This is a genomic window from Robiginitalea aestuariiviva, assembly GCF_029537735.1.
GTDB classification, from domain to species: Bacteria; Bacteroidota; Bacteroidia; order Flavobacteriales; family Flavobacteriaceae; genus Robiginitalea; species Robiginitalea aestuariiviva.
This window is the reverse complement of record NZ_JARPUQ010000001.1, coordinates 1,003,559-1,017,530: the sequence shown is the minus strand read 5'-3', so window position 1 is coordinate 1,017,530 and position 13,972 is coordinate 1,003,559. Positions and strand designations below refer to the sequence as shown.

Below are 13,972 nucleotides of genomic sequence, written 5' to 3'. Positions count from 1 at the left end.
AAGATAGGGAAAGTTAGGAGTTAATGCGGCAGTTTATCCCGCAGAAGGCCATAAACAAAGGTGCCCAGAATGGCAAAGGCGATCACCACCAGAATGGGCAGGAACCCGGCTCCAACCAGGGTGAACATGGGCCCGGGACACGCCCCGGCCAGCGCCCAACCCAGACCAAAAAGCACTCCCCCCAGGGCGTAGCCCCAGAAACGCTTTTCCTTGGGTTCAAAAACAATGGGTTCCCCGTAAAAGGATTTGATCTTAAACTTTTTGATGGCCGCCACGATGATCACCCCCAGTACCACGGCCGTACCGATGATACCATACATATGGAAGGCGTCAAACTTAAACATCTCGTAGATGCGGAACCAGGAGGCCGCCTCGGATTTGAACATGGTAATTCCGAAAACGATACCAATAAGAAGATAGCTCAGTGTACGCATTACGAAAAGATTAAAGGGAATAAGACATAAATCATAAACAGGCCACCGGCAAAAAAGCCGATAACGGCTACCAGAGACGGCCATTGCAGGTTACTCAATCCCGATATGGCGTGCCCGGAGGTACACCCCCCTGCATAGCGGGCGCCAAAACCTACCAGGAAACCACCTATGGCCAGTAGCAACAGGCTTTTCGGGTCGGTCAGGACGTCCATGGCATAGAGTTCAGAAGGCAGATAGGCTGTGCCTGCGCTTTCAAAACCGAGAGCCTGCAGGCCCTGGACGGTATTCGGGTTAATGTGCACGGCCGGGTCTGCCGTCAGGAGGAAGGAGGCGATAAAGCCCCCGATAATGGCCCCGAGCACCACGATCAGGTTCCATTTCTGCGCAGACCAGTCAAAGCGGAAAAACTCGGCTTTCCGGTCTGCCCCGCAGATGGTGCAAAGGGTTCTGAGGTTCGAAGACATTCCGAAGTTCTTACCCACCAGCAGCAATAGCAGCATGATCAGGGCAATGGCCGCGCCGGAGACATACCACGGCCAGGGTTCATAAATCCAATCCATTAGATAAAGGGTTTCGTTTATTAAGGATGCAAAGAAACAAGGGCTTTGCCCGGAGTTCCGTAACCTGGGTTACAAAAGGACTATACCTCTTTGCCTTTGAGCATCTTATTCCAGTAAAGGTAAGGCAGCCCATACTTTTTCAGCATCCACAGCCGCCAGTGTTCCTTGGAGGAATCTGAAATCAGCATCTGCTTCAGCTTGGGGTCGGGCGTAAAATTGTTGTCATAATCAAATTCGGCCAATACCATTTTTCCGTAATCCGTTACCAGGGGGCAGGAAGAATATCCGTTGTATGCCTTGTTCCCGAGGATATTGCGGGAACGCAGCAGTTGGATGTTGTCTACCACCACAGGCACTTGTTTGCGGATGGCCGCCCCGGTTTTGGCCGTGGGCAAACCGGCTACATCGCCCAGGCTGAAAATGTTGGGATACTTGGTATGTTGCAGGGTATGTTTGTCCACATCCACCCACTTGGAGGCATTCACCAGAGGGGAATTCTGAATGAATTCGGGAGCTACTGAAGGCGGGGCCGTGTGCATCATGTCGTAATGGATACCGGTCAGGTTGCCATCGGTCTCCGTTTTGATGTGTTTGTGGTTGTGTTCCCGCATATGGTCGGCAAACTCGTACCAGGCAATCTGGTTGGGTCCGTCTACCTTAACCAGCTTATAGCCGAAACGCAGGTTGATATCCTTGCGGTCCACAATTTCCAGCAGGGTTTTTTTGATTTCCGGCACCCCGAAAATCACAGTGCCCGGGGTGGCAAAAACCACATCGGTTTTACTGCGCACTCCGGATTTGCGGAAATAGCTCTCCGCCAGATACATGATTTTCTGGGGGGCGCCGCCACATTTTATAGGTGTGGTGGGCTGGGTAAACAAGGCAGTGCCGCCTTTGAAATTGCGCACTACCTCCCAGGTGTGTTCCGGGTCGGTGTAGTTGCTGCAGACCACCCCTTTATCCAGGGCATCTCCAAGGCCGGGAACCAGGCTGTTGTCATAGACCAGGCCCGGGGCCACTACCAGGTAATCGTAGGTGAGGGCGCCTTTGCTTTGGGTGGTTACCGTATTGTTCTCCGGATCAAAGCCGGTAGCGGCATCCTGTATCCAGGTGGCGCCTTTGGGGATCACCGACGCCATGGGGCGGGCGGTTTTTTTATAGCTGAAGGTACCTGCGCCTACCAGGGTCCAGGCGGGCTGGTAGTAGTGGGTTTCCGCAGGTTCTATGATGCCTACTTTTAATTTCCGATCTGCGTTGAGCAGGGTTGCAGCGGTCATGATCCCCGCGGTGCCTCCGCCGATGATCAGAATTTCAAAATGTTTGTCCATGGTCAGGTATTTTAAAGACGATATAAAGGTACGCAACCCACCCTTAGGCCTGTGTAACCGAGGTTACAGTTCTGTGGGAAATCGCCCCTTTTTACGGGTATTTTCAAGATTTATCCTCCCTTTTCCACAAGAGGGGCTTTTCTGCGAAGCCTGTGGTTTTGTAACATTGGTTACAATATCAATTCTCAAAAAGTACTATGTTTAAAAAATGTTCAAACCCTAACGTATATGGAAAGACGTCATTTCGTCCAGAAATCTGGGCTTACCGCCCTAAGTGCCCTGCTGGGCGCCGAAATTGTCTTCGGCAACCGCCTGCCCGTAGGCTTGCCCCTGCTGGGGCTGCAGGACCCGGACCCCTTTAAGATGTTCAACAAGGACCCGCAAATGGTCCTGCTGAACGACAAGCCCTGGAATATGGAAGCCCAGGCGCACCTGCTGGACGACAAGATCACGCCCAATAAATTCATGTTTATCCGGAACAATGGGAAGATCCCGGAAAATATCGATGTGGCTGGCTGGACCCTCTCCTTCGACGGGGAGGCTGCCCGCAACCCGAAAACCTATACGCTTAATGACCTGAAGACGCGCTTTCCGCAACACACCTACCAGCTTACCCTGGAGTGCGGCGGCAACGGGCGGAGTGAATTTGATCCCCCGGCCAAAGGAAACCAATGGACCATAGGTGCGGTTTCCTGTGCCACCTGGACCGGCGTGCGCCTGCGCGACCTGCTGGAAGATGTGGGTGTTGGATCTAATGCCGTTTACATCGGGTACCACGCCGCAGACACCCACCTGAGCGGCGACCCGACCAAGGAACCCATTTCCCGGGGTATCCCTATCGAAAAAGCCCTGCAGGACGAAACCCTGGTGGCCTTCCAGATGAATGGGAAGGACATCCCGCTGGCCCACGGGTACCCCCTGCGCCTGATTGCCGGCGGATGGCCGGCCTCCACTTCGGGGAAATGGCTAACCGGACTGAGCATCCGCGACCGGGTGCACGATGGGGAGAAAATGACAGGCAGTTCGTACCGCGTACCCTGCGAGCCGGTAGAACCCGGCGCCAAGGTGGCCGATGAGGACATGTGCATTATCGAATCCATGCCCGTAAAATCCCTGATTACCTACCCCAAATCCGGGGCAACGCTTTCTCCCGGAAACAGCCTGTCGTTCCGCGGGCATGCCTGGGCAGGCGAACTGGAGGTGTCAAAGGTGGAATACTCCATTGATTTTGGAAGCACCTGGAAGGCCTGTGCGCTGGAGGCCCCGGCGAACCGCCTGGCCTGGCAGCATTTTTCCGGCAACGCCAACTTCCCGAAAAAAGGGTATTACGAACTGTGGGTCCGGGCTACAGACAGCCGGGGCAACGCGCAACCCATGGTACTGCCCGGCTGGAACCCCAAGGGGTACCTGAATAATGCCTGCCACCGTATAGCCATAAAGATTGCATAAGATGGAGCCCCAACACGATTTTCACAAAAGCGCCAAGGCCATCTCGCGCATGCTTCGGATGATCTTCGGGTTCTTCCTGGTAATTGCCTCCCTGCTTATCTATCTGATGGTAGACCCCGGCCTGACCGCCTTCAAGGCTGCCCCTGAAGTGGTAGTGGAGCCAGCGGCCGCAGACGCAGTTGCCGAGGAAGACTGGGACAAGGTGGAAGATGGCATCCATGTGCGTACGGGCTTTGTGGCCGAGGAAGGGTATATGACCGTGGTGAACAATTGCACCAACTGCCATTCCGCCCGCCTGGTAACCCAAAACCGGATGTCGCGGGAAAGTTGGGAGGCCACCATCCGTTGGATGCAACAAACCCAGAACTTATGGGACCTTGGAAATAACGAAGAAATTATCCTGAACTACCTGGCAACCAACTACGCCCCTCAGAAAAAGGGGCGCAGGCAGAACCTGGAAAACATCGAATGGTATGTCCTGGAGAATTAGCCTTGCCGCACTGCTGATGGCCTTCACGGCATGCAAAGGCACCCCGGAACCCGAGGTGGAAGCCATTGCCGTTTGGGCCTATGCCAACCCCACTGCCCTGATTGAAGTAGGGGAGCTGGCGGAAAACATGGGCCGCACGGACCTGAAGCTGGTCGATTTTAGAAAAAAGCCTGCTTTTGAGGCAGGCCATATTCCCGGGGCCGTACAACTCTGGCGCCCGGATATTGAGGACCATGAAGGGGCTGTACCCGGGCTAATGGCCGGAAAAGAAGCCCTGGAGGCGCTGCTCTCCAGCCTGGGCATTGCCGAAACGGATACCCTGATTATCTACGATGATGAAGCAGGCTGTAACGCTGCGCGGCTCTGGTGGGTACTGCAGGCCCACGGATACGATCGCATTCGCCTGCTGAATGGAGGGGTGCAGGCCTGGACGGAAGCCGGGCAAGACATGACAACAGAGCTCCCTACACCTGTTCCCGCAACTTTTCGCTTTCCCGAAACCGGGAATCCGGGTTCCGGGATACAGGCTTCCGAACTCCTGGCCCGGCTGGGAGAGCCGGACCTGGTGATCCTGGATACGCGTACCCCGGAAGAATACAGCGGCCTTCGTCAGAAAAGCGGGGCGGTGCGCGCAGGCCATATCCCTGGCAGCCTGAACCGCGACTGGGCCGGGGCCACCCATTACAATCAGGATAAACGCTTTAAAAGCCCGGAAGACCTGTATAAACGTTACGGGTTCCTCATGGAAAACGATTCCGCCGACGTGGTGGCCTATTGCCATTCCGGAGTGCGGTCCGCGCATACGTATTTTGTTCTCACCCAATTGCTTGGCCACAACAGGGTTCGTAACTTTGACGGCTCCTGGCTGGAATGGAGCATGCGGGAGGACGCCCCCATTCAACAAGACAGTCTGACCCAAATTTTTAATTAGCTATGGAAAAATATCTGGAAGCCTTTGGCAGTGCCTTTATGGGCACCCTGAACTGGACCTGGAAGTCCATCCTTTTTGAAGTCCCCTGGTACACCAACTACTTCTGGGGCCTGGTTGCCATCTCCCTGCTGGTCTGGGGGCTGGAAATCCTGTTCCCCTGGCGCAAGAACCAATCCATCTTCCGCAAGGATTTCTGGTTGGATGCCTTTTACATGTTCTTTAATTTCTTCCTTTTTGCCATCATCATCAGCGGGGTCTACCGGATGCTGGAACTCGGGTTCCGGGAGTTCGGGGTCACCGCGCGAAGCCTGGCTATAGTGGATATTGCCGCCTGGCCCGCCTGGCTGCAATTACTGGTATTCTTTATCGTGCTGGATTTTGTGCAGTGGTTTACCCACATCCTGCTGCATAAATACCCCGTGCTTTGGCAATTCCACAAGGTGCACCACAGCGTGAAGGAAATGGGCTTTGCTGCGCATTTGCGCTACCACTGGATGGAAAACGTCCTGTACAAGCCCCTGAAGACCTTTGGGGTGATGATCCTGGGCGGCTTTGAGCCGGAGCAGGCCTATATTGTGCATTTTGCCGCCATTTCCATAGGCCACCTGAACCATGCGAACATCAAGCTCACCTGGGGGCCGCTGAAATACATCCTCAACAACCCGGTGATGCACCTCTACCACCACGCCTATCACCTGCCGGCCGGCAGTTACGGTGTGAATTTCGGAATCAGCCTGAGCCTTTGGGATTATTTGTTCCGCACCAACTACGTGCCGGAAGACAGCGGGACTATCCCGATCGGGTTCCCCGGGGATGAAGCATTTCCCAAGGACTTTATCCACCAGAATATTTACGGATTTACAAAACCAAAAGCAGAGGGGTAGCCGCCGGCTACCCCTTTTAGTAAACCTTTTCCCCCGTTTCCAACCAGACGCCCCATAGGGTATTGTAGGCGTGTACGCGTTGGGTTTCTCCTTGCTCGTCCCTGACGGGTTGCCCCTGGTTTACCCATTCAAAAATTCCTCCATAAAGGTTGAAGACCCGGGTATATCCCTCCCGCTGCAGGCGGCGCGTTATCTTCTCACTGCGATAGCCCACCGAACAATAGACCACCAGGGGGGTAGTTTTCGGCAAGCCTTCCAGGCGCGACAGGGTAAAAGTTTCGTACCCCACCCAGCGGGCCGAATGCAGGTGGCTCACCTCGTATTCCTCCCGGGTTCGGGCATCCAGGAAAACGGCATCCTCCAGCTTGCGTGCCCCGGCCACATCTACCTCGGGTACGTTGCGGGACAACAGGCCCTTCAACAGCACCCCATAGGCCTTGTTGCCTACTTCCTGGGCCGAGGCGGTTCCCCAAAGGGAAGAAACGCCCAGTAAAAGCACGGATAAGGAGGATCTGAGTTTCATCTTGAGCGGGCGAAGTTACAAAACGGGGGGCGTGCCCGGTTCCCTTTCCAGGATAAAATCGACCGCCATTCGGGCGTGGAGGTCCGTGGTGGCCAGTACCGGCACATCTACCTCCTCCTGCCGGATGAGCAGTGGGAGTTCCGTACACCCCAGGATAATGCCCTGGGCGCCTGCTGCGGCCAGCTTTTGGATCTCCCCGGTAAAAAATGCCCGGGCTTCCGGGGTAAACTTCCCATGGGTGAGTTCTTTGGAAACATAATGGTTGGAGCGCTCCTGCCCCTCCAGGGCCGGGATCAGGGTGCGGATGCCAAATTCCCGCTGCAGGCGGCCGGAGATAAAATCCCCGGTCATGGTGGGTTTGTTCCCCAGAAGACCCAGGGTTTTTAAGCCTTGTGCCTGCGCTGCAGCACCCGTAGCGTCTGCTATGTGTAAAATGGGAATCCCTATCCGGGGTTGCACATGTTCATACACCATATGTGGGGTGTTGGCACAAATCAGGATGCCCTGGGCCCCGTGTTGTTCCAGCAGGCGTGCCACTTCCAGGTATTTGGCCCTGATCCGGTCTCCATCGCGGGAACGCATCACCTCGATATTGATGCTGTGGAGGATGAGTTCGGGGTTGCCCTGTGTTCCGATATGGCGGGAAACCCCTTCGTTGATCATGCGGTAATACGCTTCGGTGGCGTGCCAGGAGGTGCCGCCAATCATGCCGAGGGTCTTCATGGTTGCCGGGGTTTATCAGTTAAGGGAAGGGTGATTTTCCACAATCCGCGCAGTTCCCCGGGCATATACCCGGTAGCGGCATCCGCGGGATACTTTTTAGCGAGCACCGCCAACACCTCTTGTGGGATTTCCGTTCCGGGCTGGCCGTGGCATTGCATACAAAGGTTGGCCGTGTAAATGGGAGTATAGTAGTGAATCCCTTCCATATCTTCCCGTTGCAGACGGGTGGTATCCGGGGCTTCCTGCAAGCGTAACATCATGGCGATTTCGGCAGGGGTGGCCTGGTTTTCGGGGTTTCGGGGCCGGTCGGTAACTCGTTTCAGCCGTACGCCCCGCGTTTCGGCTACCCGTTTTGTAATGGGGATGGCGTTCACATTGCAGAAGCCAATGGCCTCAACAGCACCTTCGGATTGCAACTTGGCCTTAAGGGTCTGGCCCAGGGCAGTTTGCGCTTCCAGAGCTATTTCCCGGGCTTCAGGGCCGGTCAGGGCAGGAGGGTCCGCCTGCCGGCACTGCCAGACCCCCGTAAGCAACAGAAATACGTAGAATAGTTTTTTCATGGCTATGCGGTTTTGGTAAAAAAAGAAAGCGGCCTGAAACCGGCCGCTTTCCTCACTAAAAACAATCAACTCAACCATTTCCTCCGGGGTGGGCCCGGGAGTTTAACTTCCCATGCTCGGGGGCTTCCCCGGACGATATGCTCAAAACTACCATCTTTCCCTCCTGCTGTCAGTAACCACGGTTACAGAAGCATCGAATTCCGGGAATTTAACATTTTCCCTCAGAGGGTAGACGGGCAAACGTAATCGGTTACCGGCAACCCGGCTTCCTTGATGGATGTAAACCCACCCAGGATGTTTACCAGGTTATGGATCCCGCGGCTTTTGAGGATGGATGCTGCAATCACAGAGCGGTATCCGCCGGCACAATGCAGGTAAAACACCTCCTCGGAAGGGAATTCGGCCAGGTGGTCATTCAGGTAATCCAGGGGGGTGTTTTCGGCATCCACCAGGTGTTCGGACAGGAACTCGCTGTTCTTGCGAACGTCAAAAACCGGCAGGGCTTCGGCCTCTTCCATAAGTTCCTCCAGGTCTTCGGCTGTTACCGAGCTCACGGTGTCGTATTCAAAGGAGGCCTTTTTCCAGGCGTCAAAACCGCCTTCCAGGTAACCCAGGGTATTGTCAAAACCTACACGGGAAAGGCGGATAACTGCCTCTTCCTCCCGACCTTCCGGGGCCACCAGCAGGATGGGTTGTTCGGTGTCGGCTACCAGGGCGCCTACCCAGGGGGCAAAGCTGCCGTCCAGGCCAATAAAAATAGCCCGTGGGATGTGGCCTTTTACAAACTCTTCTTCCTTGCGTACATCCAGGATCAGGGCGCCGGATTCGTTGGCCACGGCCTCAAAAGCGGCGGGCGGTAACGGGCGGGTACCCCGCTCCAGCACGGCGTCTACATGTTCGTATCCCTCCTTGTTCATCTTCACGTTCAGGGGGAAGTATTTGGGGGGTGGCATCAGGCCTTCGGTGACCTCAGCCACGAATTCCTCCCGGGTCATATCTGCCCGAAGGGCGTAGTTGGTCTCCTTTTGGTGACCCAGGGTATCCACGGTTTCTTTCATCATGTTCTTCCCGCAGGCGGAGCCGGCTCCGTGGGCGGGATATACCACCACCTCGTCGGCCAGGGGCATGATTTTGTTCCGCAGGCTGTCGAACAGAGTGGACGCCAGTTGTTCCTGGGTCATGTCTGCAGCCTTCTGGGCCAGGTCCGGGCGGCCAACATCGCCTAAGAAGAGCGTATCCCCGCTAAAAATGGCGTGATCTTTCCCCTCGGCATCCTTGAGCAGGTAGGTAGTGCTTTCCATGGTGTGCCCCGGGGTGTGGAGTACCATCAGGGTAAGGTCGCCGATCCGGAACTCCTGCCCGTCTTTGGCAATGATGGCGTCAAATTTAGGATTCGCCAGGGGGCCGTAAACGATGGGTGCCCCCGTTTTCTCGGCCAGGGTCAGGTGGCCGCTTACAAAGTCTGCGTGGAAGTGCGTCTCAAAAATGTATTTGATTTCCGCACCGTCCTGGCGGGCCCGCTTCAGGTAAGGGCCCACTTCGCGCAGGGGGTCAATAATGGCCGCTTCCCCTTTGCTCTCTATATAATAGGCGCCTTGTGCCAGGCAGCCCGTATAAATTTGTTCAATTTGCATGGTTTCAAACTTTTCCCCAAAAATACCGGCGGCCAACCGGGCATACAGTAACTCCGGTTACATAACAAAAAAAGCCCCGGCGCGTTGGCCGGGGCAATAAAGCTTGGTATGTCCCTCTACAGCAGCGTGGTAGGGCACACATAATCGGTCCTGGGCAGGCCGGTTTCCTTCAGGGCATCGAACCCGCCATCGACATCTGTGAAGTTTTCCCAACCGCGCTGTTTGAGCATGGCAGCGGCAATCATACTCCGGTACCCGCCCTGACAGTGCAGTACAAAGGGCTTGTCTTTAGGGATTTCCGCCAGGTGCTTATTCAGCTCATTGAGCGGGATGTTGACCGCGTCCACCAGGTGCTCGGAATCGTATTCGCTGCGCTTGCGCACATCGATGATCATTGGGCTGTGGCCGGCATTGACCTGTTTTTCGAGTTCCGCTGCGGTAATCCTGCGGGTCTCTTCCACATCCTTCCCTGCGGCCTTCCAGGCTTCGAAGCCCCCTTTCAGATATCCCAGGGTATTGTCATATCCCACACGGGAGAGGCGGGTGACCGCTTCTTCTTCCTTACCGGCTTCGGTTACCAGCAATAAAGGGTGCTTCACATCCGGGATCATTTCGCCTACCCATTGGGCAAAACTACCTTCCAGGCCAATATTGATGCTGTTCGGGATAAAGCCTTTTGCAAAATCGTCAGCCTTGCGCGTGTCCAGTACCAGGGCACCGCTCTCTTCTGCTGCAGCTTCAAAAGCAGCCGGGTCCAGGGGCTGGGTACCCCGCTCCATAATCTCATCCAGGGATTCGTACCCTTTGATGTTCATCAGCACATTCTGGGGGAAATATCCCGGAGGGGTGGTAAGCCCGGTCAGCAATTCCTTGATGAATTCTTCCTTGGTCATGTCTGCCCGTAAGGCGTAATTTACCTCCTTCTGGTGGCCCAGGGTATCGGTGGTTTCTTTGCTCATCATTTTGCCGCAGGCAGACCCGGCCCCATGGTTCGGGTATACAATCAGGTGGTCCGGCAAGGGCATGATCTTGTTGCGCAGGGAATCATAGAGGTGGGCGGCCAGTTTCTCTTCGGTAAGTTCGGAAACCACATGCTGGGCCAGGTCCGGGCGGCCTACATCGCCAATAAAGAGGGTGTCGCCTGTTATGATCCCGTGTTGTTCGCCTTTCTCGTCTATGAGCAGGTAGGTGGTGCTTTCCATAGTATGCCCGGGGGTGTGGATTACTTTTACCTGGCAATCTCCTACCCGGAAAACCTGTCCGTCTTCCGCTACCGTGGCCTCATAACCAGGTTTGGCATTGGGGCCAAATACAATTTCCGCCCCGGTTTTTTTGCGCAGGTCCAGGTGGCCGCTTACAAAATCTGCATGGAAATGCGTCTCAAAGACATATTTGATTTCCGCATTGTCGATTTGCGCCCGGTCAATATAGGGCTGTACTTCCCGCAGGGGGTCAAAGACTGCGGCCTCGCCCTTGCTTTCAATATAGTAGGCGGCATGGGCCAAACATCCGGTATAGATCTGTTCAACTTTCATAAGGCTGGGTTTTTTTGAAATTTTTCCGCAAGATAACGGCCAGCCTCCTGGCCCACAGTGACTTTTGTCACATAAGGCCCCGCGCAGTCTGGGTAGAGATTTTGTGCTGCACCTCGGATTTGGCCGCGGCATCTGCACAGTGCTCGTAGGCCTCGTAAGTGCGTACAAAAAGGTTGTCTGCCCCAATGTCGTCAATGAGTCCGCTGGTGTGGATGATATCCCGGGTAGGGCCAATGGCGCCGGCCAGCAGGAAGCGGATCCCTTCGGTCCGGAGTTCCTGCACCAGGGAACGCAACATGAACACGGCAGAGCTGTCGATGTAGTGGATCGCTTCTGCATTCAGCACCACGTACTTCAGTTCCGGCCCTTTCCGGGCCATATACTTGCGCAGCTGGGTCCGGAAATAATCCTTGTTCCCAAAATACAATTGCCCGTCGAAGCGGAGGATCAAAAAGGAGGGGAACTCCTCGATGTCTTCCCCAAAGCGGTTTACGTTCTTAAAGTAATTGGTGCCGCGGATGCGCCCCAGGATGGCGATGTGGGGTTTGGAGCTGCGGTACACCAGCAAGAGGAGTGAAAACAGGACCCCCAGCAAAATGCCCTCCTTGATGCCGACCCCCAGGGTAAGGAGAAAGGTAGTCAGCAGCAACACGAATTCGTCCTTTCGGTTTTTCCAGAGCTGACGGGGATATTTCACGTCGATCAGGCCAAACACGGCCACCATGATGATTGCCGCCAATACCGCATTGGGCAGGTAGTAAAAGGCAGGGGTCAGGAACAAAAGGGTAAGGGCGACCACCAGGCTGCTCACTATGGCCGCCATCCCCGTATGGGCCCCGGCCTGGTCATTGACCGCCGTCCGGGAAAACCCCCCTGTGGTGGGGTAAGACTGGAAGAGGGAGCCTACAATATTGGAAAGCCCCAGGGCCACCAGTTCCTGGTTGGCGTCCACCCGGTTTTCCCCCCGTTTTTCCTCCACGGCCTTGGCCACAGAGATGGCTTCCATAAAAGCGATCAGGGAAAGGGCCAGGGCAATGGGGAAAAGCTCCGAAATACGTTCGGGTTGTAACTCCGGGAGCCGGAACCCGGGTAATCCACCGGGTACATCCCCCACAATCCGGACCCCGGCTTCCTGCCAGCCCAGAAAATAAACAGCCAGCGTGCCCAGGACCACAGCAACCAAAGCAGCGGGCACCTTGGGCGCCACTCGCTTAAAGCCTTTGATGAGCAGGATAGCCACCACCCCGATTCCCAGGGTAAGCCAGTGGGTATCCCCCAGAGTGGAAGCGGCATTGACCAGCAATACCTGAATCTGGTTGCTGGAGGCGATATCCGTCCCAAGCAGGTGTTTGAGCTGGCTCAGCCCAATGATAATGGCCGCTGCGGATGTAAACCCACTTATGACCGGGCGGGACAAAAAGTTTACCAGGAACCCCATGCGCAGCAGCCCGAAGGCCAGCTGCAGGGTTCCCATAAACAGGGCCAGGAATATGGCCATGGCAATGTATTCTTCAATCCCGGACAGGGCCAGGGCACCCAGACCGGAGGCTACCAGGAGGGAGTCCATGGCCACAGGGCCCACCGCCAGCTGGCGGGAGGTGCCGGTAATCGCATAGATTACCTGGGGGAGCAGGGCGGCATACAGACCAAACACTGGGGGAAGGCCTGCAATCATAGCGTAGGCCATCCCCTGGGGGATGAGCATGATGCCTACCGTCAGGCCGGCAGAAAGATCTCCGGAAAGGTAGGTTTTCTTATAGGCAGGCAACCACTGCAGGATGGGGAAGAAGCGCTTCAAAGGTCCAGGATTTTGATGTAGTTGCGGTGCAGCTCAATCTTGCCCAGCTGCTCCATTTTCTTCAGGAGGCGGGAAATCACCACCCGGGAGCTATGCAGGTCATAGGCGATCTCCTGATGGGTGTTCCGGATGATGTGCTCATCGTTTACCCGCGCCTTTTCTTTCAGGTATTTTTCCAGCCGCTCGTCCATATTCATAAAGGCGATGCTGTCTATGGTTTGCAGCATCTCGTTGAGCCGGCTGTTGTAGCTGTCGAACACAAAATTCCGCCAGCTGCGGTACTTGGCCGTCCATTCCTCCATCTTCCGGATGGGGATCATGATCAGGCGGGCATCGGTTTCGGCAATGGCACGGATCTCGGACCGGGTCTGGCCCATACAACAGCTCATGGTCATGGAACAGGTGTCTCCCTGTTCCAGGTAGTAGAGCAGCAGTTCGTCCCCGTCGGAGTCTTCCCGCAGCACCTTGATTACGCCCGAGATCAAAAGCGGCATCCCTTTGATGTACTCCCCGATCTCCATGAGCTTATGCCCGGCCTGTACTTCCTTGTAGGTGCCCACCTGGGCAATTTCGGCCAGCAGCGCCTCTTCAAACTGGGCCCCGTAACTTTCTCTGAGTTCCTGTATCATAATGTACTTTTCGCTTTACGGGCCATGTCCTTGTCGTATTTGAAGAAAAAACTAGCCCAGATGGCCTTGGAAACGGCCCCAATCCAGGGCATCAGCAGCACGAGGGCACCCACGATGACGCCAAAAATGCCTCCTACCCCAAGGTCTATTCCAAAGATAAGCAGAAGCACATAGACGGCGACGGCAACCGCCACCCCTACGGCATACGACACATACATGGACCCGTAATAGAAGCTGGGTTCGATCTTATACTTCAGGCCGCATTTGGGACAGGACTCCCGCACCCGGTTCATGTTCGCCAGGTTATAGGGGTGGCTCTCGAGGAATTCCCCTTCATGGCATCGGGGGCATTTCAGGGCCAGGATGCTATACAGTTTACTGCCTTTTGCGAACATGTACTATAATTTTCGGCCAAAGATACCCAATAAGCCCGCTGCTTATTGTGACTTTGGTTACAGTATACGGGAAGGGCTCAAACAGGAATGGCCCGGGCA

The 13,972-nt window shown here is 55.4% G+C and carries 15 protein-coding genes; 4 read left to right on the top strand and 11 right to left on the bottom strand.

Annotated features, from left to right (window positions below; all coding sequences use genetic code 11):
* Positions 1 to 20 precede the first annotated feature (20 nt).
* From OZ410_RS04500 to OZ410_RS04490, 3 genes are all read right to left on the bottom strand, one after another.
* Positions 21 to 434: a YeeE/YedE family protein gene (locus OZ410_RS04500; protein ID WP_277706723.1), complete on the bottom strand. Its 414-nt coding sequence runs from the start codon at positions 432 to 434 to the stop codon at positions 21 to 23.
* Positions 434 to 994 (bottom strand): YeeE/YedE family protein, encoded by a 561-nt coding sequence (locus tag OZ410_RS04495; protein WP_277706722.1) that lies wholly within the window; start codon positions 992 to 994, stop codon positions 434 to 436. The genes OZ410_RS04500 and OZ410_RS04495 overlap by 1 nt, the downstream gene beginning before the upstream one ends.
* An 80-nt stretch (positions 995 to 1,074) precedes the next feature.
* Positions 1,075 to 2,322: an NAD(P)/FAD-dependent oxidoreductase gene (locus OZ410_RS04490; protein ID WP_277706721.1), complete on the bottom strand. Its 1,248-nt coding sequence runs from the start codon at positions 2,320 to 2,322 to the stop codon at positions 1,075 to 1,077.
* Positions 2,323 to 2,550: 228 nt separating this feature from the next.
* On the opposite strand from OZ410_RS04490, the gene OZ410_RS04485 reads away from it, so the two are divergent.
* From OZ410_RS04485 to OZ410_RS04470, 4 genes are read left to right on the top strand one after another with little or no spacing between them, the layout of a single operon-like run.
* Complete coding sequence (locus OZ410_RS04485) at positions 2,551 to 3,771, top strand: sulfite oxidase (protein WP_277706720.1); 1,221 nt, start codon at positions 2,551 to 2,553, stop codon at positions 3,769 to 3,771.
* A gap of 1 nt (position 3,772) precedes the next feature.
* Positions 3,773 to 4,261 (top strand): monoheme cytochrome C, encoded by a 489-nt coding sequence (locus OZ410_RS04480; protein ID WP_277706719.1) that lies wholly within the window; start codon positions 3,773 to 3,775, stop codon positions 4,259 to 4,261.
* Entirely contained in the window at positions 4,245 to 5,192 is a 948-nt protein-coding gene (locus OZ410_RS04475; protein ID WP_277706718.1) for a sulfurtransferase, read from the top strand. Before OZ410_RS04480 ends, OZ410_RS04475 begins: the two co-directional genes overlap by 17 nt.
* Before the next feature lie 2 nt (positions 5,193 to 5,194).
* Positions 5,195 to 6,076, top strand: a complete 882-nt coding sequence (locus OZ410_RS04470; protein ID WP_277706717.1) for a sterol desaturase family protein — start codon at positions 5,195 to 5,197, stop codon at positions 6,074 to 6,076.
* 16 nt (positions 6,077 to 6,092) lie between these two features.
* Here the strand turns inward: OZ410_RS04470 and OZ410_RS04465 are convergent, their stop codons facing one another.
* The 8 genes from OZ410_RS04465 to OZ410_RS04430 form a co-directional block, all read right to left on the bottom strand.
* Positions 6,093 to 6,599: a rhodanese-like domain-containing protein gene (locus OZ410_RS04465; protein ID WP_277706716.1), complete on the bottom strand. Its 507-nt coding sequence runs from the start codon at positions 6,597 to 6,599 to the stop codon at positions 6,093 to 6,095.
* Positions 6,600 to 6,614: 15 nt separating this feature from the next.
* Positions 6,615 to 7,322 (bottom strand): aspartate/glutamate racemase family protein, encoded by a 708-nt coding sequence (locus OZ410_RS04460; RefSeq protein ID WP_277706715.1) that lies wholly within the window; start codon positions 7,320 to 7,322, stop codon positions 6,615 to 6,617.
* The gene (locus OZ410_RS04455; protein ID WP_277706714.1) at positions 7,319 to 7,882 is read right to left on the bottom strand and encodes a Tll0287-like domain-containing protein; all 564 of its coding nucleotides are present in this window, start codon (positions 7,880 to 7,882) and stop codon (positions 7,319 to 7,321) included. Before OZ410_RS04455 ends, OZ410_RS04460 begins: the two co-directional genes overlap by 4 nt.
* 221 nt (positions 7,883 to 8,103) lie before the next feature.
* A complete protein-coding gene (locus OZ410_RS04450; RefSeq protein WP_277706713.1) occupies positions 8,104 to 9,516 on the bottom strand; it encodes an MBL fold metallo-hydrolase in 1,413 nt (470 codons plus the stop codon).
* 116 nt (positions 9,517 to 9,632) lie between these two features.
* A complete protein-coding gene (locus OZ410_RS04445) occupies positions 9,633 to 11,051 on the bottom strand; it encodes an MBL fold metallo-hydrolase (RefSeq protein WP_277706712.1) in 1,419 nt (472 codons plus the stop codon).
* 67 nt (positions 11,052 to 11,118) lie between these two features.
* On the bottom strand, positions 11,119 to 12,849 hold the full coding sequence (locus OZ410_RS04440; RefSeq protein ID WP_277706711.1) for a SulP family inorganic anion transporter: 1,731 nt from the start codon (positions 12,847 to 12,849) through the stop codon (positions 11,119 to 11,121).
* Positions 12,846 to 13,478, bottom strand: a complete 633-nt coding sequence (locus tag OZ410_RS04435) for a Crp/Fnr family transcriptional regulator (protein ID WP_277706710.1) — start codon at positions 13,476 to 13,478, stop codon at positions 12,846 to 12,848. The genes OZ410_RS04440 and OZ410_RS04435 overlap by 4 nt, the downstream gene beginning before the upstream one ends.
* Complete coding sequence (locus OZ410_RS04430) at positions 13,475 to 13,873, bottom strand: DUF983 domain-containing protein (protein ID WP_277706709.1); 399 nt, start codon at positions 13,871 to 13,873, stop codon at positions 13,475 to 13,477. The genes OZ410_RS04435 and OZ410_RS04430 overlap by 4 nt, the downstream gene beginning before the upstream one ends.
* Positions 13,874 to 13,972 lie beyond the last annotated feature (99 nt).